At 64.8% G+C, this 26,099-nt stretch carries 31 protein-coding genes; 7 read left to right on the plus strand and 24 right to left on the minus strand.

The features are described from left to right. The 6 genes from FJV41_RS31205 to FJV41_RS31230 all read right to left on the minus strand — a co-directional run. Window positions 1-568 (minus strand): type I-C CRISPR-associated protein Cas8c/Csd1 (locus FJV41_RS31205; protein WP_181791042.1); only part of this gene is annotated, 568 nt, incomplete at its 3' end. Window positions 569-638: 70 nt separating this feature from the next. Next, window positions 639-1,181 (minus strand): helix-turn-helix domain-containing protein, encoded by a 543-nt coding sequence (locus tag FJV41_RS31210; RefSeq protein ID WP_141646238.1) that lies wholly within the window; start codon window positions 1,179-1,181, stop codon window positions 639-641. A 1-nt stretch (window position 1,182) separates the two neighbouring features. Continuing rightward, window positions 1,183-1,491 (minus strand): hypothetical protein, encoded by a 309-nt coding sequence (locus tag FJV41_RS31215; protein ID WP_141646239.1) that lies wholly within the window; start codon window positions 1,489-1,491, stop codon window positions 1,183-1,185. Then, the gene (locus FJV41_RS31220; RefSeq protein WP_141646240.1) at window positions 1,488-2,066 is read right to left on the minus strand and encodes a hypothetical protein; all 579 of its coding nucleotides are present in this window, start codon (window positions 2,064-2,066) and stop codon (window positions 1,488-1,490) included. Before FJV41_RS31220 ends, FJV41_RS31215 begins: the two co-directional genes overlap by 4 nt. Before the next feature lie 133 nt (window positions 2,067-2,199). Continuing rightward, on the minus strand, window positions 2,200-2,472 hold the full coding sequence (locus FJV41_RS31225) for a hypothetical protein (protein ID WP_141646241.1): 273 nt from the start codon (window positions 2,470-2,472) through the stop codon (window positions 2,200-2,202). A gap of 234 nt (window positions 2,473-2,706) precedes the next feature. Next, window positions 2,707-2,988: a hypothetical protein gene (locus FJV41_RS31230; protein ID WP_181791044.1), complete on the minus strand. Its 282-nt coding sequence runs from the start codon at window positions 2,986-2,988 to the stop codon at window positions 2,707-2,709. 611 nt (window positions 2,989-3,599) lie between these two features. Between FJV41_RS31230 and FJV41_RS31235 the strand changes: the two genes are divergently transcribed. Both FJV41_RS31235 and FJV41_RS31240 read left to right on the plus strand, forming a co-directional pair. Beyond that, window positions 3,600-4,733, plus strand: a complete 1,134-nt coding sequence (locus FJV41_RS31235; protein ID WP_141646243.1) for a PAAR-like domain-containing protein — start codon at window positions 3,600-3,602, stop codon at window positions 4,731-4,733. Between the two features lie 4 nt (window positions 4,734-4,737). Further along, complete coding sequence (locus tag FJV41_RS31240) at window positions 4,738-5,331, plus strand: imm11 family protein (protein ID WP_141646244.1); 594 nt, start codon at window positions 4,738-4,740, stop codon at window positions 5,329-5,331. An 829-nt stretch (window positions 5,332-6,160) separates the two neighbouring features. Here FJV41_RS31240 and FJV41_RS31245 read toward each other — a convergent pair. From FJV41_RS31245 to FJV41_RS31255, 3 genes are all read right to left on the minus strand, one after another. Then, window positions 6,161-6,502, minus strand: a complete 342-nt coding sequence (locus tag FJV41_RS31245; RefSeq protein ID WP_141646245.1) for a hypothetical protein — start codon at window positions 6,500-6,502, stop codon at window positions 6,161-6,163. 67 nt (window positions 6,503-6,569) lie between these two features. Further along, the gene (locus FJV41_RS31250) at window positions 6,570-6,878 is read right to left on the minus strand and encodes a helix-turn-helix transcriptional regulator (protein ID WP_141646246.1); all 309 of its coding nucleotides are present in this window, start codon (window positions 6,876-6,878) and stop codon (window positions 6,570-6,572) included. Next, the gene (locus tag FJV41_RS31255; RefSeq protein WP_141646247.1) at window positions 6,875-7,282 is read right to left on the minus strand and encodes a PadR family transcriptional regulator; all 408 of its coding nucleotides are present in this window, start codon (window positions 7,280-7,282) and stop codon (window positions 6,875-6,877) included. The genes FJV41_RS31250 and FJV41_RS31255 overlap by 4 nt, the downstream gene beginning before the upstream one ends. A gap of 278 nt (window positions 7,283-7,560) precedes the next feature. On the opposite strand from FJV41_RS31255, the gene FJV41_RS31260 reads away from it, so the two are divergent. Further along, the gene (locus FJV41_RS31260; protein WP_220137908.1) at window positions 7,561-8,298 is read left to right on the plus strand and encodes a hypothetical protein; all 738 of its coding nucleotides are present in this window, start codon (window positions 7,561-7,563) and stop codon (window positions 8,296-8,298) included. Window positions 8,299-8,390: 92 nt separating this feature from the next. Here the strand turns inward: FJV41_RS31260 and FJV41_RS31265 are convergent, their stop codons facing one another. The 7 genes from FJV41_RS31265 to FJV41_RS31295 form a co-directional block, all read right to left on the minus strand. After that, complete coding sequence (locus tag FJV41_RS31265; protein WP_141646249.1) at window positions 8,391-8,648, minus strand: hypothetical protein; 258 nt, start codon at window positions 8,646-8,648, stop codon at window positions 8,391-8,393. A 350-nt stretch (window positions 8,649-8,998) separates the two neighbouring features. Next, window positions 8,999-9,346, minus strand: a complete 348-nt coding sequence (locus FJV41_RS31270; RefSeq protein ID WP_141646250.1) for a hypothetical protein — start codon at window positions 9,344-9,346, stop codon at window positions 8,999-9,001. Window positions 9,347-9,489: 143 nt separating this feature from the next. Further along, complete coding sequence (locus FJV41_RS31275) at window positions 9,490-9,795, minus strand: hypothetical protein (RefSeq protein ID WP_141646251.1); 306 nt, start codon at window positions 9,793-9,795, stop codon at window positions 9,490-9,492. Between the two features lie 136 nt (window positions 9,796-9,931). Beyond that, complete coding sequence (locus tag FJV41_RS31280) at window positions 9,932-10,492, minus strand: hypothetical protein (protein ID WP_141646252.1); 561 nt, start codon at window positions 10,490-10,492, stop codon at window positions 9,932-9,934. Between the two features lie 18 nt (window positions 10,493-10,510). Further along, the gene (locus FJV41_RS31285) at window positions 10,511-10,699 is read right to left on the minus strand and encodes a hypothetical protein (protein ID WP_141646253.1); all 189 of its coding nucleotides are present in this window, start codon (window positions 10,697-10,699) and stop codon (window positions 10,511-10,513) included. A 155-nt stretch (window positions 10,700-10,854) separates the two neighbouring features. Further along, window positions 10,855-11,070 (minus strand): hypothetical protein, encoded by a 216-nt coding sequence (locus FJV41_RS31290; protein ID WP_141646254.1) that lies wholly within the window; start codon window positions 11,068-11,070, stop codon window positions 10,855-10,857. 926 nt (window positions 11,071-11,996) lie between these two features. Then, complete coding sequence (locus FJV41_RS31295) at window positions 11,997-12,314, minus strand: hypothetical protein (protein ID WP_141646255.1); 318 nt, start codon at window positions 12,312-12,314, stop codon at window positions 11,997-11,999. 248 nt (window positions 12,315-12,562) lie between these two features. Here FJV41_RS31295 and FJV41_RS31300 point away from each other — a divergent pair, with 248 nt between their 5' ends. Beyond that, window positions 12,563-12,754, plus strand: coding sequence for a DUF3606 domain-containing protein (locus tag FJV41_RS31300; protein WP_141646256.1), 192 nt, complete (start codon window positions 12,563-12,565; stop codon window positions 12,752-12,754). Between the two features lie 617 nt (window positions 12,755-13,371). Here the strand turns inward: FJV41_RS31300 and FJV41_RS31305 are convergent. From FJV41_RS31305 to FJV41_RS31340, 8 genes are all read right to left on the minus strand, one after another. After that, window positions 13,372-14,757 carry a hypothetical protein gene (locus FJV41_RS31305; RefSeq protein WP_141646257.1) on the minus strand — a complete coding sequence of 462 codons (1,386 nt, stop codon included), beginning with the start codon at window positions 14,755-14,757 and terminating at the stop codon, window positions 13,372-13,374. A 26-nt stretch (window positions 14,758-14,783) separates the two neighbouring features. Continuing rightward, a complete protein-coding gene (locus FJV41_RS31310) occupies window positions 14,784-15,101 on the minus strand; it encodes a hypothetical protein (protein ID WP_141646258.1) in 318 nt (105 codons plus the stop codon). A gap of 715 nt (window positions 15,102-15,816) precedes the next feature. Further along, window positions 15,817-16,089, minus strand: a complete 273-nt coding sequence (locus tag FJV41_RS31315; protein WP_141646259.1) for a hypothetical protein — start codon at window positions 16,087-16,089, stop codon at window positions 15,817-15,819. 116 nt (window positions 16,090-16,205) lie between these two features. Continuing rightward, a complete protein-coding gene (locus FJV41_RS31320; protein WP_141646260.1) occupies window positions 16,206-17,249 on the minus strand; it encodes a 3'-5' exonuclease in 1,044 nt (347 codons plus the stop codon). Window positions 17,250-17,604: 355 nt separating this feature from the next. After that, the gene (gene trbB, locus FJV41_RS31325; protein ID WP_220137909.1) at window positions 17,605-18,558 is read right to left on the minus strand and encodes a P-type conjugative transfer ATPase TrbB; all 954 of its coding nucleotides are present in this window, start codon (window positions 18,556-18,558) and stop codon (window positions 17,605-17,607) included. Continuing rightward, a complete protein-coding gene (locus tag FJV41_RS31330; RefSeq protein ID WP_141646261.1) occupies window positions 18,555-19,034 on the minus strand; it encodes a hypothetical protein in 480 nt (159 codons plus the stop codon). The genes trbB and FJV41_RS31330 overlap by 4 nt, the downstream gene beginning before the upstream one ends. Then, window positions 19,031-21,484 carry an IncP-type conjugal transfer protein TraG gene (traG, locus tag FJV41_RS31335; protein ID WP_181791048.1) on the minus strand — a complete coding sequence of 818 codons (2,454 nt, stop codon included), beginning with the start codon at window positions 21,482-21,484 and terminating at the stop codon, window positions 19,031-19,033. Before traG ends, FJV41_RS31330 begins: the two co-directional genes overlap by 4 nt. A gap of 56 nt (window positions 21,485-21,540) precedes the next feature. Continuing rightward, on the minus strand, window positions 21,541-23,286 hold the full coding sequence (locus FJV41_RS31340) for a DUF3363 domain-containing protein (RefSeq protein WP_181791050.1): 1,746 nt from the start codon (window positions 23,284-23,286) through the stop codon (window positions 21,541-21,543). 741 nt (window positions 23,287-24,027) lie between these two features. Between FJV41_RS31340 and FJV41_RS31345 the strand changes: the two genes are divergently transcribed. From FJV41_RS31345 to FJV41_RS31355, 3 genes are read left to right on the plus strand one after another with little or no spacing between them, the layout of a single operon-like run. After that, complete coding sequence (locus FJV41_RS31345) at window positions 24,028-24,561, plus strand: hypothetical protein (protein WP_141646264.1); 534 nt, start codon at window positions 24,028-24,030, stop codon at window positions 24,559-24,561. A gap of 17 nt (window positions 24,562-24,578) precedes the next feature. Beyond that, a complete protein-coding gene (locus tag FJV41_RS31350) occupies window positions 24,579-25,286 on the plus strand; it encodes a nucleotide-binding protein (RefSeq protein WP_220137910.1) in 708 nt (235 codons plus the stop codon). 5 nt (window positions 25,287-25,291) lie between these two features. After that, on the plus strand, window positions 25,292-25,930 hold the full coding sequence (locus tag FJV41_RS31355; protein WP_141646265.1) for a hypothetical protein: 639 nt from the start codon (window positions 25,292-25,294) through the stop codon (window positions 25,928-25,930). Window positions 25,931-26,099 lie beyond the last annotated feature (169 nt).

Here is a 26,099-nt window from a genome sequence, read left to right on the forward strand (position 1 = left end):
GCACGCGGACCAGTGGCCCCACCTCACCCGTGACGCTGCACAAGCCGACGACTCCACCCGCGTCCTCCTGGGCACCACGTCGCTCCCACCATGCGCGGAGGGCTGGGACGTCGTGCGCCAGTCCGCCGACGCCCTCGACCGCGAAGGCGAGCGTTTCTGCGCCCGTCCATTCGCGCTCGGTGAGCACGCGCTCACGTGCAGGGGCGTCCGCGAGGAAGCGCATCACGGCCGTTGCCTCCACTGAGCCGGTGGCCTCGGCTGCTTCGCGCGCGAGCGCGGCGAAGGCGGCAACGCACTCTGCAGCCCGCTCCGTTCGCCGCTTGCGCTCGCCGGTGTACCCGAGCACGTACTTCGAGTTGTCCACCATGAAGCCGGCAGCGATGTTCACCGAGCGCAGCGGCGGGCGGGGGACGCACATTTCCACGCCGTCCGGACCCGTCGGCTGCACGGCGAGGAGACGACCCTCGGGACTGAGGCAGAGCACGAAGTGGACGCGCCGGGTGGCGAAGCGGCCCTGGGCGAGGAGTCCGCGCGCCTCGGCGTAGGCAGTGAGGGCGGCGAGGAGCATGGTCCCGAGTGTCGTTCTCGAGCCCGCTCCTCGCCATCACCCTCGCGGCCTGGGTGTGATGGACTGGACGCTACTCCGTCGGCGCGAGCAGTGGCTCAAGCCGCGACGTCTCCTGCATGGGGGCGCTCGGGCCACCCTCCCACCCTGTGTCCTCCCAGTTGTCCGCCGCCACCCCCAGCCCCTTGAGGCGCTGGGCGAGGCGGTCAGTGAAGCTCTGAGGGACGTCGTCTGCTGTGATGCCGTCGGCATAGGTGACGGACACCTTGGTTGGCTCGCCCTCCTCGACAAGCAGTTGCACAGTGGCGACGGCCCCTGTCCAGTCGCCCTTGAGTGGATGCCACCCGTCGGCGCCAATCCGCCGGCGAAGCCCCAGCCACCGCTCCAGTTCCTGCCGCGAGGTGAGGAGCCAGAGGACCCCCTTGCCGGGGGCGGGGTAACTCCTATCAATGGGCCAGCCCTGCTCAAGCAGGTCCTGTCCGCAACGCTGGGCGGTGCGGACAGAGACGCCCAGGCGCTCTGCCATCTCCTCCGTGGTGTGGGGGCGCTCGACCAACGCCCGCAACCATTCCCCCCCGTGGGCAACCCGGGGGAGTCCGTCGTCATCGCTCGCCATGCTAGTGCTCCTGTTGATGGTCGAGCGCGTCACCGAGCGGCCACCGGCCAGCACCACGCACCATCCAGTTGGACTCCTGGTGCGTCATCTCGGCCTCGATGACGCACTGGATGGGGCACGCCGACTGCGCACACAGCTCGGACACTTCGCCGTCCGGCTCGTCGTACAGGCCCCACTGTGCCCCATCCCACGCCAGTCGGCCCAGGGGCTTCCCACTGGCCTGGGGCTCCGCCCAGCCCCACGCGTCGAGCAGCGCGAGGGCTGCTCGGTGTGCCTTCGACCCCGGCTGGAAACGCTCGCTGGCGCTCACGCGCGCAGCTCCGCTACGCGTCGGCGGAGGTGCGGCAACTCTGCGGCGTAGCTGCCAGTCGGGCAGCGCACCACTTCGCTCTCAACCCAAGTGAGCATGCCTTCGGCCCGTTCACGGACCAACGCTCTCACCTGGCTGGCGCTGAGCATCCCCTCAGCGGCTCGGGCGGTGAATTCCACACCCGCCTCATGGGCGGCATAGAGAATCTGGCCGGCTCGGTCGGCCGAGCCGGCCTCCCCGAAGTCGACCTCGACGTAGAGCCAACTCGTCGTGGACCCGGTCAGCCGGATTTGGGTCCTTGACGTTGGGGTGACAAGCCCCACTGAGTGGCCAGTCACCCGCAACTCCGACCACTGGTCCGCGTCCGTCTTCCGCAGTGCTGCCGCCAGCGCGCCCACCGCGCGGGCGACGTCCTCCAGGTTGTCCGACTCCTGGGCGCCAACCATCAGCCTTGGGACTTCGTCGTGCGGCAGCTCCGGACCGGTCAATGAGCCGAACGGCCGGCAGGCAGCCGTCAGCGCAGCCAGAGTTTCGTGGGAAGACGTCGACTGGAACCGCAGGGACAGAATCTTCATGGCTGTTCTCCTCGCCCCGCGAGGGGGCGCTTGGGGTGAATCGCCCGAAGGCATCGGCCTCGACGGGCCGCGAGTGCCGCTCATTGAGACGCCAACCGGCGGGAAATCCCTCGCAGGCCGGCGGAGAAAACGCTCAGTCGACCGGCTTCCCATTCAGGTCGACGCGCTCACCGTCAATCTTGAGCGTCTGCGTCTTGGGCTCCCAGTCGCCCCATGCCGTGTTGCCACCCTGGCACTGGCCAGCCTCGCTGTTGTCCACCACGAGGGTGTGGCACGGAGCGCCAGTCTCCGTGGAGCGAGAGTGGAACTCGACAGGCCGGCCCTCCTTGAGCGCGATTTCGGCCGCCTCGCGCATGTCGGTGAAGGTGATGCGCTGCAGGTTGTCGCTGGTGATGGTGGTGGACATGACTTCCCCCGTTTGCAGCGCGGCAGGAGTGCCGTGCTGATGGACGTACTATGTGCCCGGCAATATCATTCGTCAATAGATGACGAGTGATTCTGTGGTGAGGGGTGATTGTCACCCAGCCCGCAGCGGCCCGCCGTACCCCTCCGGGGGTATGGTGTCAGCAGTCATCAAACGCAGGACGTGCCGGATGTTACTGACGGGCCCAAAGAGGGCCCGGCCAGGGGGCGAGGGGACTCACGACTGCTGCTCCTCCTTGAGGCCATCCTCGGCGAGGCGCATGGCAAACCACATTTGGGTCTGCACCTCGGACTTTGCAGCGTCATCCTCAAGTGCGCGCCGGACCCGGACGGCCGTGAGCCAGGCCGCCATCGCGGTCCGCTCGTCAACGCCGCCGACCTTGAAGCCGGCAGTTTCGACGAGAGTGGCCCATGCCGCCCATGCACCATGCTCCGCGCGGAGAGCATCCAGCACGGACTGTTGTGCAGTCCGATAGGCCGGAATCGTCACCTTGAGCATGTAGGGGAGATTCATGACATCTGCGATTCGGGGCACCGCGCACCTCAGCTTGGTATCGGTCGATTGGAGTCAGTTTCGCCTATGCCCCTCAAGCCGGGGCATACCCCTCCGGGGGTATGGCGTTAACCTCGGCCAGAGCGGAGCGAACGCGACTCCGCACCAACTCGAGGAGTGCGAAGGGCCGGTCGCCAGCCGCTGACGAGCAGCGCGGCCTAGTTGAGCAAGTCCCTGAGCCTCTTCCCCTACTGCCCAATCCACCTAGCACCAGGTCGTCGTCGAGCTCCACTGCGAGCGATGTCCACCGGCTGCGTGGCGGGCGAGCGGTGCCAAGTACCAACGCCGTTGAGGCATCCCGCGCCGCAGGTTCGACCGTCGACGGCGAGAATGTTGTCAACTGGCAGAGATACCTGCGGTTCCGCCTCAGAGGAGTCACGTGCAGCTCTTCCCCTCTGGGGTCTAAGGACTCGAGCAGCAGCACTGTCGGGTCCAAGACGCCTCTTGGATCCGCAGGGAGATAGGCCGACACCCGGGGTGTCGGCATTCTCGTCAGCGAAGCCAGCACGCGGAGATGCAGTGTGCGGCATCAGCCTCGCACTACCCTGGGGGAGTTCATGTCCAAGGAGAACACCACCTTCGTTAATGGCATGAGTCCGGTGACGAAGGAGAGCGACGGCACCGTCGTTGGGTTTCCGGACGTCTGCAGGACACCTGGTGGTGGAGGCCCGATTCCGGTGCCGTACCCGAACGTCGCGAAGAGCAACTCGCTCAAGGATGGGTCGCGGTCGGTTCTCATCAACGGAGCTCCGGTGGCGACCTCCGGTTCGTCACTCGGAAGGTCCACCGGGAACGAGGGAGGAACGGCTGGCGGTGGAGTGTCGAGTGGCACGACCAAGGGAGCCGCGCACCCCGTGAGCTACTCCTTCGACGTCAGGATTGAGGGCAAGGGAGTGGTCCGGAACTTCGACCTATTCACGCTGAACGACCACAACACCGGCCCGTTCCCCATCGTGCAGGCCAACGGTGCCCCACCCGTTGGCGGCATAGTGGACGAGGTCGCCCTCGCCCAGCTGCCAGATGCGCGATGCCCTCACTGTCATGGGGAGAAACACGAAGTGGCGAAGGGGGGGCGCACAGGGACCAATCTAGGGAACTCGGCGGTCCTCGGTCGGAACATGCTGGAGGGACGCGCACTGCTAACCCACCACTGGTATGCAGGGGCATTCTCCGTCGCAGCCCATCACCTGATTTGCGTTGAGGCGATGGCCTCCCCCACATGGGGACGCATCTGCGTTGACTTCGGCTACCACATCGACCGAAAGGCCAACGGGGTATTCCTCCCGATGCGGATGGCACTCGCATGTCACCTCGGCGTCGCCGTCCACCGGGGGAATCACGCAGAGGGGCATGCCCTCGAGTTGCACTTGAGCTACCCCGACGCGGTCAAGCGGGCTCTCGACGAGGTCTTGGAGAAAGTGAAGAGCGGGACCTACTGCGCGAAGCCGGACGCATTGCTGAGGAAGCTCGACAAGCTCAGTTCGCACATCCTCGACCAGGTCCGGACATTCGCATGGACCCTGACGCGCGACGGGTTGGACTACTCGCCGGGGGGAGTGGGATGCTCCGGACTCAGGAGCATTCGGCAGAAGCCCAGCGGAGCGATGTGCCCACACGAACGCCGGCATGGGCTCAAGCATGCGGTGAGCGGACAGCCTCTCAGCAGTCGCGCTCTAACAGTAGGGGAATGAGGCCATGACAGCTGACTACTGCGTCGTCACGCGCGCTGGCTCTGACCGCTTCCCTCTGTTGGAGTGGGACGAGGATGGGAGCCGCTTCTACAGAGGTGAACCCGTTGTGGTGACCGCGCCCATCAAGCTCCGGCTCGGGCATCCTGTGCCGCACAACCCGGTTATGGCCGACTATCACAGCCTGCCGCGCCCTGTGGTGGCGCCGCGGGTGAAGGACGTGCTCGAGCCGTTGAATCTTCGCGGGGTCCAGCTCGTGCCCGCAGACGTCCTGGTGCAGGGCGAGGACGTCAGGCGGTACTGGCTGCTGCACGTGTACCAGCGCATTGCGTGTGTGGACAGGCGGCATTCGCTGCTGCGCATCGACGAAGACGACGGCGACATTCTCGGCATCCAGAGGCTGGTGCTCGACGGAGCGGCACTAGAGGCTGTCCCTGAGGAGAGCCGACTCGTCTTTCGGCTGGCAGAGTCGCCATCCGTGCACCTCTTCCATCGCACCGTGGTGGACGCGGTCCTCGCGCTACGGCCCGAAGGACTTCGCTTCATCCCAACGGCGCGATGGAACGACGCCGCGGACTTCCAGGGCGGGCTTGCATCGTAGGTGGTGCCCCCGCTAGGGCCCTCACTCCGGTTGTTCTTCGGCGTTACCTAGGCCGAATGGGCCCGCTGTTCTCCTGCGGAGGGATGGGCGCCAGTCGCTGACGAACAGCTCGGCCTGGCTGAGCGCGTCCCCAGCCTCTTCCCCTACTGCCCACTCCATCTGTCAGCTCGCATGCCCACCGGAAGCACCAGATCGTCGTCGAGTTCCACTGAGACCGATCCTCACCGTCGATGTGGGCTGCGAGGGCTGTAGTACCAACGCCTCTGGGGCCCGCTCCGGGCCACCTGGAGGGCGTCAGCGCCACGGGGCGAGGGGTGTGCCAAGTACCAACGCCTCTGGGGCCCGCTCCGGGCCACCTGGAGGGCGTCAGCGCCACGGGGTGAGGGGTGCCAAGTACCAATGCCTCTGGGGCCCACTCCGGGCCACCTGGAGGGCGTCAGCGCCACGGGGCGAGGGGTGCCAAGTACCAACGCCTCTGGGGCCCGCTCCGGGCCGCCTGGAGGGCGTCAGCTCCCACCGCACCGGCGGCACCAGGTCCTCGTCGAGCAGCTCCGAGGCGCCGCGCGCCTGGAGGCCCTTACCACCACCTCAGGCACCAGGGGTGCGCGAGGGCGTCAGCGCCACGGGGTGAGGGGTGCCAAGTACCAATGCCTCTGGGGCCCACTCCGGGCCACCTGGAGGGCGTCAGCGCCACGGGGCGAGGGGTGCCAAGTACCAATATGCCTCTGGGGCCCACTCCGGGCCGCCTGGAGGGCGTCAGCGCCACGGGGTGAGGGGTGCCAAGTACCAATGCCTCTGGGGCCCGCTCCGGGCCGCCTGGAATCAGCCGTCAGCGGTGGCGCTCCGGGTTGTTGTAGGGCACGACATCGCGTGGTGCGAGTCGCTGACCGTCGATGGTCAGGGGGCGAGACGTCGCGACGAGCTGCTCGAGCCGAGTACGCGGCTGCTCGGTCGAGGCCAATGCCTCCTCCCAACGAGAGGCGTTGCCTTCTTCTGAAACGTCGAGGTCGGCGGCTTCGAGCTTATGCCGTGCCGTATCCGCTGTGCAGCCACGGACTCGGCAGACCGCCAGCACATCCTGACGCGACAGGTTGAGCTGTGTGAAGCACTCGGTCACCTCGGTGTAGACGCCGTAGAGCCGATTCGGCTGTTTGATGATGCGCCATCCCATGCTGCAGCTCCTACCTTCCGTTGCCACGGCGCTCCTGGAGTCCCAGGAGGGCGTTGGACGTCCTGCCTTACGAGGCCAGCACCTGCCGTGCAAGCCGGCCAGTGTCGGTGAGCGTGTAGTAGATCCGGGGCCGGCCTCCGCGAAGTGCAGCGATCTCGGGCGACAAGACCTCCCGCGACACAAGCCACCCACGTGCTTCCAGGTCCCTGAGGACGTCGTAGAGATAGGACTGCGGGTCGGTCGACTTCGGGATGATCCCACGGCCGACCAAACCGTCGTGGATGCTGAGACCGTATCCCTCGCCGTCCTGCGTGATGACACCAAGGATGCCGCACCAAAGCTGGGTGAGTTCACGACCAGCGGTGACGAAGTTCATTGGGTCAGCACCTCGCGCGCGCGCCGGCCGGATTCGGTGAGGGAGTAGAGGTAGATGGGGGGCCCGGCCCCCGGCACAGGAGAGCTGTCAATCGCGCGTGACGTAAGCCATCCACGTTCCGCCATGTCGCGGAGGAAGCCGTCGACATAGGACAGCGGGTCAGTCGACTCTGGGATGATCCCACGGCCGACCAAACCGTTGTGGACGGTTAGGGCGTAGGCGTAGCCATCCTGCTGCGCGACGACTCCGAGGATGCCGCACCAGATTTCGGTCAGGCTTCGCGTGTACTTCGCGTGAGCGGCACTTAGCCGCGCAGTCCGCTCGGCGCGAGGCCGGGCCGTCCACAGGTCGAGAACGGGCTGTAGGAAAAGCACAACGCCAGTAAGTCCGAGCACCCAGGCCATGAGGAGGAGGAGTTGCACATGGTGCGGGTGAGGACATGGCTCAAGTGACAGCTTCCCAATGCCGATGCCCGACGAGATGAGGAGGGCGGCAACAAGTGCCTTACTAATGTAGGATTTCAGTGTAGTTGACATAATTCATGTTATGGGACCCGAATAAATTCGGGAACTTACGAGACGACTCCGGTTATCACCACTCGGCCCATCGAGCGGAACCCCTGCTGCCGCCATTGTACCAAACCGCTGCCACCTCCTTTACGGGGGCGCGCCTGAGTTAAACTTTGGCCTCAATGCTTATAGAATCCTTACTTGGGGCGATTGCAGCTGGCGGGATCCTTCTCTGGGTCCGCTCGCACCTACGAACGAGCGTTGCGGCCGCGCGAAGATCTGCTCCACTCAGCCAAGCATATCTTGAGGACTTCGTCCGCATATCCCTCTTTGCCACGCGTGACGGCCTTGAGCAGGACCAGCCACGGACAGACCCGGAAATTATCAGCAGCATCGCGTCCGCATTGCGCAACCACGGCTACACGCCGAAACCCGTTTTAGCACCCACCCTGAGTGGTTTATTGCCGTCGTTCAAAAGGGCGGCTCTACTCTGGAAAAAAGGCGACTCGCATACGGCTGATGCCTTAGAACTCGCCGTTCGGATCGTTTGCATTGATTTTGAGCCAGGGCACTTCAACCCTGACGTAGTCTTCTTGGCCTATCCCCTGAAGACCGCCGAGCCAGTGCACTATCGCGTTCTTGACCTGCTTGCTTTGGACAGACAGGCGCAACAGCTCGTCCAGCGGAGAGTCCTGCTCCGTTGCCTGGTTGCACTCGGCGATAGAGAATCGGCGATAGGGGCGGCCGTCATGCTTGCCGTCGAAGACGTGAAGGGCAAATTTCCGAAGGCCAGCAAAACTGAAGTCGCTCGAGCGGCGGCCCAAACCGCCGCCTCAGAGCTTCGCGAGCTTGGCTTTGACTCCGACATTGAGGGACTGTCCAGCCACATCGAGAAGCACATGACGGAGTAACCGGCCGCAGCTGCATAATCCCTATTATAGGACACGAGTAAATTCGGGAACTTATGAGACGATAGAGGTTATCTCGGACGTGCCGGAGGCCGTCATTTGGTCGCTCTCTTGAAGCTCGGCCCTCCGCCGCGTTCCGTGGTGACGAGGGCTGTTGCACCGGCCAGCAGTTGGTCAGCGATGGCCGACAGGGCGGCATCAAGCTCGTCACGGTCGACGTCTCCGACGCCTGCGGGCTGCAACTCCCGGTCAGCGAGGTCAAGGTACATGTGTCCGTCACCCCGCTCGACCAGGGACCGGATGACGGTGGCGGCGACGGCGAGCGCTGCACGATTGATGGTCGAGCTACTCATGTGGTCATCACCTTTCAGGCAGCGGGAGCTGCGCTGTTAAGTCATGCGGCTTCTCCGCCGACTATCCCACCGCTCTTGGGTCCCTCCGCGCCGCACGGCAGCTGCAATCGCCGTCAGCTCGTCAAGAAGGGTTTCACGTTCCTCCGGGCTGAGGTCCGGTCGTCTGACGGGAGTCGTCAGCTCGGCACGTCAGCCGAGGCGACATCTTCCCTGACACAGGGGGGCATCCAGAGCAGGGGGCTCAGTCACGAGGGGGGACATTGCGTAGAACACCAGCTCGTAGGCCAGCGCCCTAAGAGGAACTTTGGTGGTGGGTTTGGGGGGCATGTCGGGCACCTTATACAGGACGGTCAAGTGCCGGGAAGCCGGTCCTCGGCGTCGCGCGGATAGCCGCAGAAGCGGCATCCAGGCCCGCTGACAACCTCACCGGCAATGCGGAACGGTTCGCCCCAGAGATGTCCGAGGACGGCGCAGGAGGCGGCCTCGGTTTGAAGCCGTTCTCGTGTCACCTCGGGGTCCTCCTGCAGGTTGCGCAGACGCGCAGCAACACGCTCCATGATTTGCGAGGGCGACAGGTCATCCTCGTTGATGACCGACGGGTGGAGCACATGACCTGATGAGGTTCCGTGGGTGGCTGCGGCAGCCCTGCTGTCGGTCACGTACTCGCAGGCCGAACACGCGTAGACGTACTCGGTCATCACCATTCCCTCTGTCGGTCCATCTGTGCGCTCGGCCACGCCCACACGCGCCGACGGCGTGCTCTGAGCTTCCGGACGCCGACGGCTGCCGTGTCGATTGCGAGCACGGGTAGTTACGAGACGATTCCGGTTATCTCGGACGCTTAGTAGCCCCGCCGCACCCGCACCATGACGGCAACGAAGCCGAGAATAAGGATTGTGGCGTGGACCGGGATGAGAACCTCTGGCGTGATGAACGAGTAGACGAACGGCATCAGGTGGTCATCCGTGAACCGCTCGACCTGTGCTGCAAGCGGCGGGTCGCCTCTCGGAAGCCATTGAGCGTATGAGTGACCGGCAATGCCGAGTACGGCATAGTGCCAGACCTTGTTCTGCCCGCGCGCAATGCGGGTCATCAACAGCGGCAGGACCAAGAAGACGATGATGCCGACGGTTACGCCAGGGCTCATGAGCTGCTCCTAAGCTGCGACGGCTGAGGCGAAAAGTCGTTTTGAGCTGGCTATTTCGGAGCAGCTGCGTTGCTCGTCGAACAGCCGTCAGATTGAGGTTATCTCGGACGCTGTGGACGCGGCCAATCCGCCCCGATCACAGCGCCCCCTTGCGAGTCCGCGGTGTGGAGATAGAGGTGGCTCGGGCGTTGAGCCGGTGACTAGCGGCCAGCTCGAGCAGAGCCTGCTCGAGCTTCCTGAAGTCGAGACCGTCGCGCGCCGCGTAGTCGAGGCCAGCATCAGCCAGGACGTGTCGCTCCAGATGGAGAGGAGCTTCGCCGCGTTGAACTGCGCGGACAACGATGGCGGCCAGGACCGCTTCCGCGAGGCGCGCATCCTGGCTGCCGGCTCGTGCCTGTCCTGCCGTCGCCTGCACGTGGTCGACATGCTCCGCCCACAGCGCGTGCACGCGGGCTTCGTCCTCCTCGGATTCGAAGACAGAGAACGGGACCCAGCGGGTCGGCTGGGCGGGTTTCCAGCTGGCTGAGCGCCATCCGCACTCGCACCCAGCCGCTATCACGTCGACCTGGCGCGTGCCCGTGTCCCCCGGGGACTGCAACTCGCGGTAGAGCTGCGCACCCTCGTCTGTGCCCTCGCGCGCTACGAACCCGATTGGGTAGCCCTCATGACCGCGCAGCTCTTCTCGGAAAAATCCCATTCACCCCTCCTTGGGCTGTCAGTTGAGTTCGTCTGGTTCGCGGGTGGGAGTCGACGCGCCCTGCGGGAGCGCGCTGTGCGCGAGCTGGTGCCCCGTTGCCTCTTCGTGCTTTTGCGCCAGCTCCTTGTTGAGCGCTCCAAAGGCGCATTGCCGGCAGGTCCAAATGCTGTTCGTTGGGAACTTCGGTTTGAGGTCTTCGAACTTCATGAGGATGCCTCCAGGGGGCATCATCGTGGCCGAGGTCACTGGGTGGTGCCATCCCCCCCGAGTGGTATGGACCGCTCCTGGCTATCCGGTGACGGCATGCCTGTCGTGGCATCATCCCTATGCTCGTACACCTGGCTGGGGTGGCGCCAAGCCGGTCATGCATTGGGGGCGCCACGGTAAGATGCGAAGGTCGCTCTATTGGCCGCGAAGAGCCGCTGTGCCTCAGCATCGCTGTCCGCACTGATGCGGTGCTCAGATGGAGCCTCCGCCAGATGGAGGCAGACCATGTAGGACGGTTTGTACCCGAAGTCCTTAAACGCGAGTTCTTGGAGCTGGCGGGCCACCCTCTGAACGAACGTCTTCTTTCCCATGGCTTCTCCGTCGTGCAGCGAGATTGAAGAAGAACCTATCGCAGGTGCCGGCCAAGCGCTGGTCCGAAATTCCTCACGCGGGACGGCGCGCGGCAGGGCCCTGCCGCGGTTGATTCGCCGCGAGAGGTGAACCAAGAGCGGCTCGAAATCCGGGGCGCGCAGGTCCGGAAGACGCCGGGCCGCGATGAGCATGTCCTCTCGCAACTCGAACAGCCGATCGTGCACCACCCATGACCAACAGCAAGAGGCCTGCCGACAGGAGCTCTCCAGTTGTCATGATGGTCGTTCCCCTTCACGCCGCGGGAGTTGCAAGGTCCGATTGGCACAGCGGCGCAGTTTGCTGGCACCTGGAAACGCTCGACCGATTCGGGGGGCGCTGCCAGACGCTGGTGGCGCCACGAGTACCGCCGCCGATAGAACCGGCAGGATGAACTCTCGCGCAGCGGATTCAATGTCCACGGCCAGGTCGGCGTCCGTAAATGGCCGGCCCTGTGGGTGGACAAGGAAGAGCACACCGGGCTCGTGATATCCGACTGCGTGATAGCCCCGGAGTTGCGCGCCACCGGTGTGGAGCTGCTGGACTGCGGCCATCACGTGATGCCATAGCTCCTCGGCCGTCATCCCCACTTCCGTTTCGGCGCGCGCGATCCGAACTTCTCGAAGCGAGCTGGACATGACCCTGGGCTCCGCGAATGCAGCCTGCTGCTGGCAGCTCTCACAGAGGACTGCCCGCCTGACCGGTGAGCCGTTCATCAGCGACAGGCATCGCTGACAAAGGTGACGCGCCCAGCCTTGGAGATGCCACTCAAGGCATCGCGGCACGTATCCCTCAAGGACGAGGCGAACTGCATGAGCGCAGCAGGCATCGCAGGTTGCGCCCACCAGGTGGGCGCAGGCTGTCACGGGCTGCATTACCTTCAAGCTCGTCATTCCCGTGTCCTGTCAGGGTGATCGCGCTGCTCAAGGGTGACGGAGAGGGGGACGACTCTGCGCCGGTCCATGTCCTGCGGCCAAGCCAATGCGCGCCGACGGCGTGCCCGGAGCGTCTGAACGGCGAAGGCTGCCGTGTTGATTGCGAGCGCGAGCAGAAGGAGTGCGATGAAGGCCCAGATGGCGAACGTGAGGAAATCGGCGAAAGCGCTGATGAAGAACCTGAGCGGGTGCTGCTCGTCCGTGCCGGTCGTGAGGAATTCGCGGAAGACCCAAAGGCACGGGATGGCAAGGCATAGCAGCGCCAGCGTCACCCTCCTTTCTGTCGCTGGAGGGAGGTCTCGGCGTGTCATTTTCTTCGAGCTGGTTGGCATAATCCCCATTGCAGGACACTAATAAATTCGGTCACTTACGAGACGATTCCGGTTATCAGAGCCGCTGGGACTGAGAGTCCGTTCAGCGTTTCGCTTGACTGTCCGTCCGCACGCATTATCACTGGTGGAGGTGACCCGCGGGGTCCCAGCGTCGTCGGGCGGCCCCTCGACGCGCGAAAGGTACGGTAATGGCAGACGATCCCAAGAAGCGTGGCACGCCGGACAACGACCTCATCAGCATCAAGCAGGAGCACGAGATCCGCAGTTGGTGCGCGGCATTCGGGTGCTCGAGGGAGGAGCTGCTCGCCGCAGTCGCTGCGGTGGGGCACTCGGCGGCGAAGGTGAGGGACTACCTCAACAAGAACAAGAACAAGAAGTAGTGCAGCGACAGCAGTAGGCATCCTCGGTGCCACTCCGATGAGGAACCCCTCCGCTCGTGCATCTGGATGGGGTGGCGCCAGTCTTACGGTCGTCATGGGTCGCGCCGAAACGGCCGAACGGTCCGACGCGTCAGTCAGAGGCCGCCCCTCGGGGTGCACCAGGAGCAGGACGCCGGGGTCGAGGTAGCCGACTGCTTGGTAGTCGTGGAGAGTGACACCGCCACCATGGAGTTGCTGGACTGCGGCGAGCACCAGACGCCACAACTCCTCGACGGTCATACCCATATCCGTGTCAGCCCGTGCCTGCTCCAGCCGGCGAAGCGAGATGGGCATGACGTCAGGCTCCGTGCGTGCCAGCAGGTCCTGGCAGTCTTGGCAGAGAGCTTCGCGGGCGGAGACCGCGTCAATCCGGCGGGCGCACGGATGGCAGATTCCCCGCGCCCAACCATAGCCGGTCCACGCGAGGCACCGCAGCACGAACCCTCGAGCAGCGAGCTGCGCCGCGAGCGAGCAGCAGGCATCGCAGGTTGCGCCCACCAAGTGGGCGCAAGCCGTCACGGGCTGCACTGCGTTCAAGCTCGTCATCCCTTTCGAGCTGCTCATGTGGTCATCGCCTTTCAAGTACGGAGGGTATCTCTTCGCGCACCGTCGCAAGCAGCGAGCGCGGCACGAACGCGGCCGTGGACGAGGGCAATCAACTCGTCCTGGCTTCTCGCGGTCAGTTGGTCGCCAGGAGGAGCCATCCACTCCTCGCGCGCAGCGCTGCGGCGCTCAGCGCGAAAGCCCTGCTCGTCGTCCCATCCGCAGTATTCCCAGCCGAGGGTGTCGAGCATGTCCTGGAGCACGGATTGGTCACGGTCAGCTGCTGGCGGCACTGAGGCAGCAGCAATGAGCCCCGGTCGAGCCCTGGCGAGGTCGAGCAGCTCAGAGCAACTCCACGAGGTGATGACCTCCGGCGGCTGACTCGCCTCGGCGGGTGCACACCGGCGTCTTGCGCCGAAGCCGAGGTCGTGGTCCCAGCCGGCGAACGACCAGCCGAGTTCCTCAAGAGCCCAATCGAGGCCGGCAGTGGAGGAGTCAATGAAACGGGAGATGGCATCGTCGATGCGGAAGGCGTCTCCAATGCTGAGGTGGGCGCGCGCCGAAGGACCTCCAGGTTCGGCCAGGATGAGCCAGCAATGGGCATCAGGCGCTGCATTGCTCTCTTGGACACGCACGTCGGTGCGCGAAGTGCAGAGGAATTGCTCGTAGACGTTGCGCCCCAGGGAAGCGATGCTGGGGACGTCGGCGAGGGAATCACGAACAACAGAGAGCAGTGGCGACGTCGCGGTTGGCATGCCGGCGGCAAGTGGTGCCGGTGAGCCATCAGGATTCAGCTTCCACAAGTCCACCTGAGCCGTTGTCGAGTGGCGGTCAACGGCGCTCAAGAACTCGTCAAGTGCGGCACGGAGCTGGTGCGCCTGGTCAGGGGCGAGGTGCGCAGCAGCTTCGTTCCCAAAGGGGGTCGTGAGGGCAAGCCAGCAATGAGGGTAGAACGGCTCGCAGCTCTCCTGCACCAGCACGCGCGTCCCCTGGGAGCAGCGTACGGCGTTGTAGATGCGGCGGCCGCTCGGAGTCATCCCGGGGCCGTCGGGAGGACCGACGGCGACGGACATTGGGCTCCCTCGTGCAGCATCTGCGGGTGCAGCACCGATACTGGGGCGGCTCACCTCGCGAACGCTCCCCTCGCCCGCATTCAACATGCGGGCGGCGAAGGCGGCGAGCATGAGGGCAATGAGGAAGAGTCCAACGGCGGTGAAGATGCAGAGGCCATGAGCAGCCCCGTCCGAAACCACCGCCTCCGCGTAGTCGCTCAACATCAGGTGTAGCTGGAAACCGGTGCCGTCCGTCAGGACCAAATATCCAAACCAGATGAGGAGGGCAGCGTAGGTCAGCACGAGCACTTCGACGGCGAACTTTCCGAACGTCAGGGCAATTCCGAAGAAACCAGCAAGCCTTCTCATTCACAATCTCCATCGGTGGGTCAACATCAGAGTCGAGCAGGAGGAGTCCAGTCGTCGCGCACCAACTGAAACGAGCGCCCTCTGTAGATGCGCACCCACGTCCACCGTAGGTGGAGCTCGCCGACGAGCGTGCAGACCACTCGCGCAGCCAGCGCCTGGGCTGCGGCAACGTGCCAGTCCTTGGCCGCAAGGGAAAAGGCGATGGGGATGAGCGTCACGACTCTCGCAAGCAGCAGCACACGCCCCTCACGTGTCCGGAACGCAGCGAAGTCGCGCACGCGAACGGGCGTCGCTCCCGCATCAGTCCAGTCGGGCACCGTCCCGGGCCGGAGACACAGACTCACGGATAGCTCCAGCAATGCGCCTGTGGCAACAATCACCCAGGGGGTGTAGCCGGGGGGCGGACCGTGAGGCGCCGACAGCACAACGCTCGAGGCCAGCACGGCCCCGCTGGAGCACGCAGCCCGGAGGACATGCGGAGCGTCGGCGACGAGCCAGCACGCCAAGAGCCCCACGGTCACGAGCAGCAGGACACTGGGCAGCACGCTTAGGAGTGACAGGGTATCCATCCTGGAGTCGGGCGAATCTGAGGCAGGCGAGCTACATCGGCGCGTGACGAAAAAGAAACCGGCAGGGGCAAGGAGGGGGGGAACCTCACCCCTGCCGGTTGGGCACCACAGCGGTGCCACATCTGGTGCCGTCGAACGGCCTAACCGGCGCGCCTGGTGCGGCGGCGAGGACGCGGCGGGCGCACGGCCTTGTGCTCCGGAGCACAAGCCGGGCACTTGCACTCCACCCGGTGGCCACGGACGAGAACCCGCGCGAGGCTGTCAGCAAGGTTGCGGCGTGCGTACAGCACGCGCTCAGCCGCGTGAAGATGCTGGGCCGACGCCGTCTGAAAGGCACGCGACTGCATGTCCTTCCGCCGAGCCATCAGCGCCTTCGCACGTGCGCCTTCGTTCGCGACGGCTCGCACGTACCGCTTTGCCAGCCGAAGGAGAGCCTCGTGGGCCTCTACAAGGGAAGCGTCAGAGCGGGGCATCTTGTACGGGCGTCCCATCAGGTGATGACCTGCGCCTGCTGTGAGGGGAGCACAGGGACTCCGAGCGCGTAGTGGCGCATGAGACTGGTCGCGGTGCGTCGCGTCGTCCTCGCCTGAAGGGCCAGCTGCGCAAGCGCGACCCTCTCCTCTTTGGCGAGCGCCGACACCTTCGACACCTGGTCAAGGAGAACGGCCGACTTTCCGAGGTGGCCCTCCGCCTCGAGAAGAATCGAAGCGGCTTGCCGGCTGGCCATTGCGATGGCAACGGGAGAGAGAGCGGGGACCTCCACGTCCCCCGCACCCGCAGACGCAATGAGGTGGCCTGTGCTCTGGCCATGGGCATGCGCTTCCTCGTGGCTATCAAAGGACCTGCTGCACTGACCGCACTGCCAGAGCACTCCACTCATCATGACCCCCGTTCAACAGCCCGTGGCCGGTAGGTCAGCCACGAATCCGGAATACCGTCCGCCGTCAGCTCATCAACCGCGAGGCGCGCTGCCGCATGCACGAGGGCCACCGTCCGCAGTGCATCGCCGACAGCCGAGTGCGCGCGCGGGAGAGTCGTGACGTCAACCCTCGCAAACGCACATGCGGCTGAGAGCGATGGCAACTTGAAGTCGTTGTACTTCGGGTCCCACGCCCCCAGGAGGGGGGCCGCGGCGCCCTGGACGCAGAGCCATGACTCTGCTGCCTTGCGCGCACGGCGCCCTCTCTCCGGGCCGCACACCACTTCGGTGGTCCGCGCAATCGTGGGCCCATCGAAATGGGCTCCGAAGGCGAGTACGGGCCGACCGCTCGTGATGGCCTCAAACTCATCCACCACACTCTCCCAGCCCGGTTCACCTGCCAAGTCAGCGAGGCTGAGTCCGTGGACCGCCTGGGCCTCTGGAGCGATTTCGCATCCAGGGCTGATGCGTCGGTGCAGAAGGATGGCGCCGGCCAGGTCGACGACAGCCACCTCCACGACCCTGCCCTTGAGGTCGGTTGCCTCAACGTCCAGGACCACGGCCTGGCGGTCTGAGGCCCAGCTCTTGAACAGCGAGAGCGCATTCGCGCGGGCCTTGTTCATCGCCACGGCTACCTCGATTCGGACTTGCGCTCGTCGTGATGCCTCGTGTTCGAGCCGCTGTTTGTCGCGCTCCGCAGCTCGCGCAACTCGCACCGTGTTCGCCCGCTCCAGGGCGGCCAGCTGAGCGGGCGTTGCAGCGCCTCTGGGCTTGGCCTCACTTCGGCGGAAGAGCTCGACCAGCCCCGACGAGAGGCGAACACGGCCGCGGAGAGGGCCTGGCTCCAGCCCGGCTCGCCGAAGAGCACTTCGACTCATGAGGTCGGTCGGGACATCCTTCGGCCTCTCAAAGAGGAGCAGACCAGATGGCCCGTTGGTTGAGGTAGCTACCTCGTGCTCGGTAGGCCCACGACTTGTCTCGGTGATGAAGGAGCGGTCGACCATGGCGTGCCAGCGCTCGTGACGGGACGAAATGCCCCGTCCACAAGCAGCGTCTGCGATTCTTTACCATCACAGCCATGCGTAATGCAATAGAAGCACAGGCCGAGTTCCATCCCTACTGCCCCCTACCTCTGCGCAACGTCCGGCACCACACCCTTCCGCTACTCCTCAGGGGATGGGCGCCATCGGTTCGGTCGTCGGCAGAAGGGACAGTCACCGAGTGCCGGCCCACACCTGGAGAGACCCACGTTTGCGCCGCACCATCCACAGCGCGGGCGGCGGGCCCTGTCGAGCTGCTCGTTGCCGGTGGTCGCTTCCCACTCTGGAAAGAGCGGCATCTGACTGGCACCCGTCCGCTTCACTCGTCCACTAAGGGCGTGAGGTCCCACGCGCCGGCAGGCGTGAGCCCCTTCACACGGCAGATTCCAGTGATACTCCGGCCAGCCTTCGCCACTGGGTCGCGCTTGAGATGCACGCAGATTTCGACGGTCCTGGCCACCAGCTCCCGGGCATCGAGATTGGGCACGGCCTCTCGGATGAGTTCGCAGAGACGGTCAAGCATGCTGCGCGTGTCGTTCGCATGGATGGTGCTGATACCGCCCGGGTGGCCAGTGTTCCAGGCCTTGAGCAGGTCCAGGGCTGCTCCGTCGCGCACCTCTCCGACAACGATGCGGTCGGGTCGCATTCGCATCGCGTCCATGACGGCGCGCTGGTAGCTGTACTCTGGGTTGACCATGCAGGCGAGCTTGTTGGGCGCGTCGCAGCGGAGCTCGGTTGTGTCCTCGATGACGTAGATTCGGTCAGCAGTCTCGGCCAGCTCCTGCAGCAGCGCGTTTGAGAAGGAGGTCTTGCCGGAGCCGGTGCCTCCGCCTACGAGGATGTTGAGGCGGGCCTTGACGGAGCGTGCCAACTCGTCCGCCTGGTGCTGCGTGAGCACTCCAGTCCCGACGAAGTCGCGGAGCGTGAAGAGCTTTGTTCCGGGCAGACGGATGGAGAAAACAGGTGCCGCGAAGGCAGGCGGAATCACTCCGTGGAAGCGAGCCCCCCATCCCGGCAACGTGGCCGGCAGCGACTGGTGCTGGGCATTGACCTCGCGGTCCATGCAATGCGCCACCTGGCGGACCATGAGCATTGCCTCATCTGGAGTGAGATGCCGTCCCGTGGGACGCATCGGCTCGCCGCGGCGCTCCACCCAGAGGGCTCCGTCAGGGTTGAGGCTGATTTCCTGCACGCCAGGGTCATCGAGGTATTGGACGAGGGGGCTGAGGATGGCTCGCAACGTCTGCATCTTCGCGTCAGCGTCGGTGGTCATGACGTCACCGCCGTGCCGCTAGCGGCCGCCGCCAACTCGTCCGTGTTGGAGATGTCGGGTAGAACCTCGGACGCGAAGCGGTTCGCAGATGCCATGCGCTCGGCAAGCATCTGAACGAAGCCTGCGAAGCGGGTGCCGGCGGCCTGCTTCGCTGCAGCCTTCGCATCGTCCCCATGGACGACGGGGAGGTGGGCGAAGAAGAACTCGAGATAGAGAGCAAAAGCCTCGGACTGGAGTGTCGCGAGCGTCTCCATGGCCACCATTCGATTCTGGAGCCTGTTCAGGCGCTTCAATACGAGCGTCGCGTCGCCCGTCCCTGACAAGTACTGGTCGACAGCGGCAATGACGACGCTCGATTCAGTGACCCGCTTGGCCGCAGCGTACTTCTTGATTGCCGCGGCCAGGTCAACCGGCACGTACGGGTGTATCTTCTTGCGCTTCTTCTTCGCCTGCTTCGGGCTTGGGTCAGTCTTCACAGCGGGACATCTCCACGGCGTCGGCTACGAGGTGAGGTGACAGGAGCGGGGTCTTCCTCCGGCGCGCCTTCGTCGTCGTCATCGGAATCCGGAGTGCTGCCGTCCGCAGCAATGCCCGACTTCCAGAGCATGTCGAAGGGGTCGGCATCATCGGAATGGGGGGATGGCGGTGGCGCCTCCGAGGGCTCGTCCGCATCGCCTGACGGCGCTCGTTCAAGGGGTGGTGGCTCCGACGTCGCGCCGAACAGGTCCAGAGAGAGTCGCTCTTGCTGCTGCGGGCGCGCCTTCCTTCTCTTCGGCGCAACAACTGCGGCGGAGCCGGCGGACGCTCCGGTCGCAACCGGAAGAGCTGCCGCAGGGCCCGGGCTCGCCTTTGGCGTCTCTGTCGAGCTGGGCGATGAGGTCTCGGCGAGTTCCTCCACGTTCGGGGCACCCAGGGCCGGAGGTGCAGGGACAGCCGTGGCGCCGCCTCCCATCAGCGTAGGTAGAGCTGCGTCATTGGCTGGACTGACAGGAACAGGCGGCGTGGCCGCGGGCGCGGAAAGCTTCCTCTGTTCCCAGTCGTTGGAGACGACCCGAACGAGGAACTCGCGCGCCTGCTCGCGGGGGTCTTCAGGGGGCGGCAGATTTGCCCGGGCAGAGAACGCTGCGTCGGCGTAGTAGAGCACCTTCCGGGCTCGGCACGGCGGGAGTCCTCCGACGATGACGAGGGCATCGCTCGCTGGCAGCGTCATGACTTCGCCGGGCGTCAGGAGGTCGCGCCCATGCTCTTGCTCGCTGCTCGACTTGTTGCCGAGCCACCCGGCGAGGCGCTGTCCGCTGAAGCTGACGTTTTCGGTGACGACAGTCGACTTGCCGAGCATTTCGGAGATGCGCGCCGCCGTCTTCTCGTTGTTCGCACCGTAGGAGACGCGAACGTGCGAGTTGTCGAGAATCGAGTTGTTGGGGCCGTACTGCTCTTCGAGCTGCCCCAAGGACTGCGCGATGAGGAGGCACTTAATCTTGTACCCCGCAAAGAACGCCAGGGACCTCTCGAAGAAGCTCAGGCGGCCGAGCGTTGGGAACTCGTCGAGCAGCATAAGGAGTCGGTGCTTCGGCCCGTCGTCCTTGGGTGCAGGAGGCAGCACCTCAACATTGCCCCTGCGGAACACGCGTGACGCGATTGCGGCGAGCACCTGGTGGGCTGGCCTGTACACTGGAGCGGCCATGGATTCCGTCAGGCGTGTCCCGATTTGATTCAGGACGAGGCGTATCACCGGCGTCAGCCGCTCCCCATCTGACGGCGGCAACACGAAGTACAGGGAGACCGGGCGCTTCGCATGCATCAGGTCCGCAATCCGGAAGTCGCTCGCGGATGTGTTCCTCGCTACGAGCGGATCTCGGTAGATTCCGAGGAACGCACAAGCCGTTGACACGACACCGCTCAGCTCGTTCTCACTCTTGTTGAGCGCCTCGCGAGTGGACGACGCAATGACGGGATGGGGTCCGCTTGGTGTGTGCTGCGTCGAGAGCATCAGTTCGAGCGTCTCGATGATGCTCCGCTCGGGATTGGAGAGGAATGTCGCCACGCCTGCGAGCGTCTTGTCGGACTCGGAATAGAGAACGTGGAGGATGGCTGCGGTGAGCAGTGTCCCTGCAGCGAGTTTCCAGTGGTCCTTGTCACCGCGCTTGCCGCTGGGGTCGATGAGCATCTCAACGATGTTCTGGACGTCCTTGACCTCGTTAGGTCCTGCGCGGACCTCGAGGAGAGGATTGAACCGTGCGGAGTACTCTGCGGCCGGCTCCCACCGGATGCAGTGAGAGAACTTCTTCCGCCACCCGGCGGTGGCGTGCCACAGCTCCTTCTTGAGGTCGTACACGAGGACACTGCCGCGCCACGTCAGCAGCGTTGGCATGACGATTCCCGCGCCCTTGCCCGAGCGCGTCGGCGCGAAGACGAAGACGTGTTCGGGGCCGTTGTGCCGGAGCAAGTAGCTGCCCGGGCGCTCCTCGCGAAGCCGGCGCTCTCCGTTGTCGTCGACGTACTCGTCCAGGACTGCGTCATCTGTCTGCGCGAGGACGACACCGTCATTGACGAGAAGCCCGCCGCGCTTGAGGTCGTCGCTCGTCGCCCAGCGTGCCGTCCCATACGTCGTGCGCTTGGAGCTTGGTGCTCCCCGAAGGATTGCGAGCCCGAAGAGGCAGAGGATGGTGAGCGCCACGCCGGCGAACAGAATCCACACCGCGGTGGAGAGGTATGCCTCGGCGGGCCGGTAGCTCCCGTAGCGCCACGTCCACACGAAGACGAAGTGTGGTGGGTAGAAGCTATGCCCTGCGACTCTGCCTAGGGGTTCGCCGAGTTGGGGTTGGTACGCGAAAGTCGCTGCGAGGTACTGGGTCGCGGTGGTGAGGCTCCCGACAACCCCCAGCACCGAGACGAGGACATGAGCCGGATGGAGGAATCGACGCATGCCGCAACGCAATAGCATGACAGAATGATGCGATACAATAGAAGCACAGCCTCCGACTAGGCCCCGCGGCGCGGGCCCGGTCGGCGGACGACGAGGGCACCATTCTCGCGTCCAACTTCGATGCGCTGGCCCTCAAGCCCACGTAGCTCCGCCGTCAGCGGAAGAAGTACGAAGCGCCCTTCCCGATAGACCTGGGCGAAGCGACGACCACTCACCTCGTTCGGCTTCGTCAGAACCACTTTCCCGTTCCAGAAAGCCTTCTTCGGGAGTGCCGGGACGTATTCCCCCCCCTGCTGAAGGGCCAGCCGCTCGCCCGTCTCCCGCATCTCGAGCTTGCGCAGCTCCTGGAGGAGCTTCTCACCTGGTGCCAGACCCAGGGATTTGAGGAACACCCGACGCGAGCGGATGGCGGCGGACAGCTCAGCGCCAAACCCATGAAGTGCAACAACAGGTGGCTCTACCGTGTCGAGCCACGTAGGTCCCCTGTAGGCCCGCTGCTTCTCGAGAGTCGGACTCTTCCGCTCAATCTTCAGCTTCTGGAGCTTCGGATAGGCGCCGGCGGCATTCGCCAGCACCAGAGGCAAGTCAGGCGTCACCTTCCAGCCAGTCTCGGTGCGCACCGCCAGTCCCTCGCCCTCGAGCGCAGCCAATCGACGCACACATGCCTTGACGATGTCCTCGCTCGAGCTGTTCCGCCCTGAGTCCTGGACAGGCACCCTCCCCTGCACCAGGGCCTTCAAATGCGCCTCGGGCGAGTAGGTGCCGCGATTCAGCCGAGCTGCGGCATCGATGCTGCTGTCTTCCTGGGTATGAACACGGGCAGAGAACTGCGCGGCGACAACCTCCCCCTCCCGGATGTCCTCGGCGAGGCCGCGAAGCGGGAGGTAGTACCCCTCCCCTCCCGCCGTCTCGATGCAGACGAAGTGGCTCCCCTTCCCCTCGTTATGAAGCCCGCGGAACCGGACGATGCCCTCCACCATCGCGGGGAGGTGGCGAGGTCCCTCGACGATTCGGTACCGGGACGGGTCGCCCTGAAGCCCATGGTGCATCCGCTTGATGATGTCGCTGCGCTCGGCATGGGCCTGGAGGCTCCGTGTCCAGTCCGGCTCCATCCGCCAGCGCATCGGCCCGGCCGAACGCGCCAAGCCCATGCGCTCCAGAGTCCCGAGCCGACCAACCAGCCGCGCTCGCTCCATTCGCGCCCCCGCATCGGTCGGCGCGCCGCTGAGTTCGACAAAACCAGGGGTCGCCCTACCCCGCTTCTCGAGCTCCCTGTCGAGGGACGTCACCCGTTCCTGCCGAACCTCTTTGGCGAGTTGCTGCTGAATCTCAAGGACGTTCCGCTGTCCCAGCTCCGCCGTCGCGATGGCCTGAGCCCTCCAGCGAATGCCGTTGCTGACGTAGGCTCGGTCCATCCTGAGCTCGTGACCGTCGGTGCCCAGCCCGCGGATGACCACATGGGCGTGCGGATTCTCGGTGTTGTAGTGGTTGGAGGCCAACCACTCGAATCGCCGGCCGAGGTCGCGCTGCATCTGCTCCATGAGTCGGGGCACGAAGTCCCGCAGGTCGAGCGCCGCCCCATCTTCCGGCGAGATGATGAGGCGAAACTGGTGGGGCTCCCCGGGTAGCTCCGAGAGAGCATCCTCGAGCTTCAGCGAGCCGTCCGGTCCGTACAACTGTCCGCGCCCGCCATCCTTCTCGACGCCCTCCCGTTCGATGTAGCGGAGGTGCAGTCGCGCGGCCTTACGCCCGTACTCGTTCTGCTGGACGACGGAGACCTTCACCGCCACTCGTCGGTCCATCGGACCTGGCGCAGGAACGTCTCGAGCAGCATGGCCGCGATTCGGGTGCCCGCCCCGGACGTCTTTTCCCCTACTGCCAGATGCTCCGCCGCTTCCGGACGGCTGGAGAAGGCGCTGGCGTGCCAGCACAGCGTTCTGGAACGTCGGCAGACGCTCCTCTCGAACCCGCTTGGCCCGCCCCATGGCCGGCCGAAAGCGTCCGCCTCCATCCTCCTCTGACGACGAGCCCATGGCGCCTTCCTGGTGACCCGATTTCCCCTGTGATTCCGTCATGCTATCATATCACAGGTCACCAAAGCAGCATCCTTGTCACCAAGAATTCGCCAGTAGAAACAGAACCTTATCCCCACCATGGAAACATTGCTTTATCTTGCCCTACCCCTACGACTTTCGCTGTCGTCTGCTGTCTTCGTCGTTGTGGCCTCCGAAGTCGCAGTGGTCCTGCAGCAGGGGGTCAGCCGACTGCGGCTCGGACGATGGCCCTATCGGTGTGACGTCGTGCTGCCAATGAGGGCGCATGCCTCTCGAACCCTTCCGTCATTGCTTTGTTGTCACTGAGAGATGCCCACCGTGGCGATGCGTCACGGGTTCGTCATCATTCCCTTATGCATGAGCAACGCCGCAATGAACCGCCAACAGGATGCTTGCGCCGGCATCTGTAATACGTTAGTAGTTCACGACGTAAGGCGGCGCGCGTCTCTCGACCGGCCCCTCGCTCACTCTTTTTCAGAGGAGGACCACATGCCCAAGGCAGGGACCCTTAAGCATGAGGACATTCTTCGGCTCAAGGAGAGACTCAGCAATGAAGCAGCAGTGCCCACAAGGGTCGACTTGACGAAGATAGAAGCGGTTTCTCAGCTTCTCCCTCAAATCAAGGCGCTGCAGTCCAAGGGCTATCGCGTTGCGGACATTGCAAAGGTCCTCACAGACGAAGGCTTGCCCATCAATGAGGCAACGCTCAACACCACGCTCACGACCATCAAAGCACGAGCAAAGGAGGCCGAGAAGGCGACGAAGAAGCACCAAGTGAAGGAGAGGACTGCGACCGGACGAAGCGAAGCGAAGGCGAACGACACAACGCGAGGCGGAGCACCTCGCGTAGCCGCTCCTAAGGGCCAGCCCAAGCTGTCGCTGAGCGAAGGACTCGCTGGACCCGCAACGGTGCGGGACAGCCCGCAGAAGCCCATGCCCAGCGAGGAGAGCGAACCGAGACAAGCCGGCCCCGTGACGAACAAAGGGGTCTTTGAGCCAGTGCCGGACAGCGAAGTCATCTAGGGCAGTAGGAGGAAAACGTGAGCAACAAAATTTACTGGGTGGGTGGCAGCAAGGGTGGCGTTGGCAAGTCGATGGTGAGCATGGCGCTCTGCGACTTCCTCATGCGACAGGGGGAGAAGCCGTACTTGGTCGAGTGCGATACCTCGAATCCGGACGTCATCAAGGCCTACCATCAGGAGGTCAAGAACGGGGATATCAGCGCATCGTCGGTCAACCTCGATGACGACGAGGGATGGGAGGTTCTCGCGGATATTCTCGCGACGCATCCGGACAAGCCGGTGGTGGTCAACACGGCTGCGCGGAACAACGACTCTGTGGCGAAGCGAGGGTGGTACCTGATTCGTGGAGCAGCAGAGCTCAGCCGCCCCCTCGTGACGTTGTGGGTGGTGAACCGCCAGCGGGACAGCCTGGAGCTGCTGCGCCAGTTCCAGGAGGCGCTGGCGCAGTGGGGAGGCGAGTCAAAGGTGCATGTGTTGCGGAATCTCTACTTCGGAGAAGAGAAGAAGTTCGAGTTGTACGAGGGCTCCAGAATCCGCGCTGCTGTTGAAGCGGCGGGCGGCAAGAGCCTCAGCTTCCCGGATTTGTCGGACCGCGTCTCGGACGCGGTGTACAGCAATCGCCTCTCCCTGACCCGTGCTGCAAAGGAGTTGTCGTACGGGCTGAGGATTGGCTTCGAACACTGGCGCGACCAGGCCGACGGAGTGTTCAGAGCAGCCCTTGGGTGAGTGACATGGGAACCTTGGAGCAGCCTCCGGTTTTCGAGCAGCTCCTCGGACGGGTGCCGTCGGCGCGCGAGCGTGAGCGCCTTCTGCGGCTCCAGAAGGCGCTTGACCTGCGGGATGACGACCCGATGTGGGCAGTCGCCGTCATTCTGCAGGACTACGACGCTGCGATGAGAGAGGAACTGGAGCGCGTCCACGAAGTGATGAAGGCGAGTCGGGTGGAGGTGGCGCGCAACAACCACCTCATCCGAGAGCTGGCGGCGAAAGTCAGCTTTCCCTCGCAGCCGCCTACCCCAGCGCGGCAACTTCGTGGCTGGATGATGACAGCGGGAGGAATGTGTCTGGTCGTGTTCGCGTCCCTCTGCATCACCGTCGGCTACACGCTCGGCAGCGGTGATGTTCCGGCATGGTTGGGGACAGAGGAGAGTAGAGGCGCACGGGTAGCCTCGGTCATCCTCAAAGCTCCGGCAGGGTGGCTGCTCCTCGTGCCGTTGTTAGGCGTCTCCGGCTACCTGGCGCACGAAGCGTGGACGATGATGCGTGAGCGGACTGGAGGCCTTCGAGCGCGTGTTGGCGCCTGGGGCCTTGCGTTCCTTGCGGCAAGTAGCGTGGTTGTGGTGGGAGGAGTCCTCGTAGGCCTCTTGTGAGCCGCTGGTCTCCCTCGACAGCCGCCATGGACGACGCCGGCCCCCTCCGGGGTGCCCGGGCCTGCCCGGGCCGAGAGGGGGCCTGGACGTCGCCGGCGAGCTGCTCGAGCTCCGGGCGCCGCGCCTGGACGTCGCCTGGGCCTCTCCGGGGTGCCCGGGCCTGCCCGGG

Origin of the sequence: Myxococcus llanfairpwllgwyngyllgogerychwyrndrobwllllantysiliogogogochensis, from assembly GCF_006636215.1 — a bacterium.
GTDB classification, from domain to species: Bacteria; Myxococcota; Myxococcia; order Myxococcales; family Myxococcaceae; genus Myxococcus; species Myxococcus llanfairpwllgwyngyllgogerychwyrndrobwllllantysiliogogogochensis.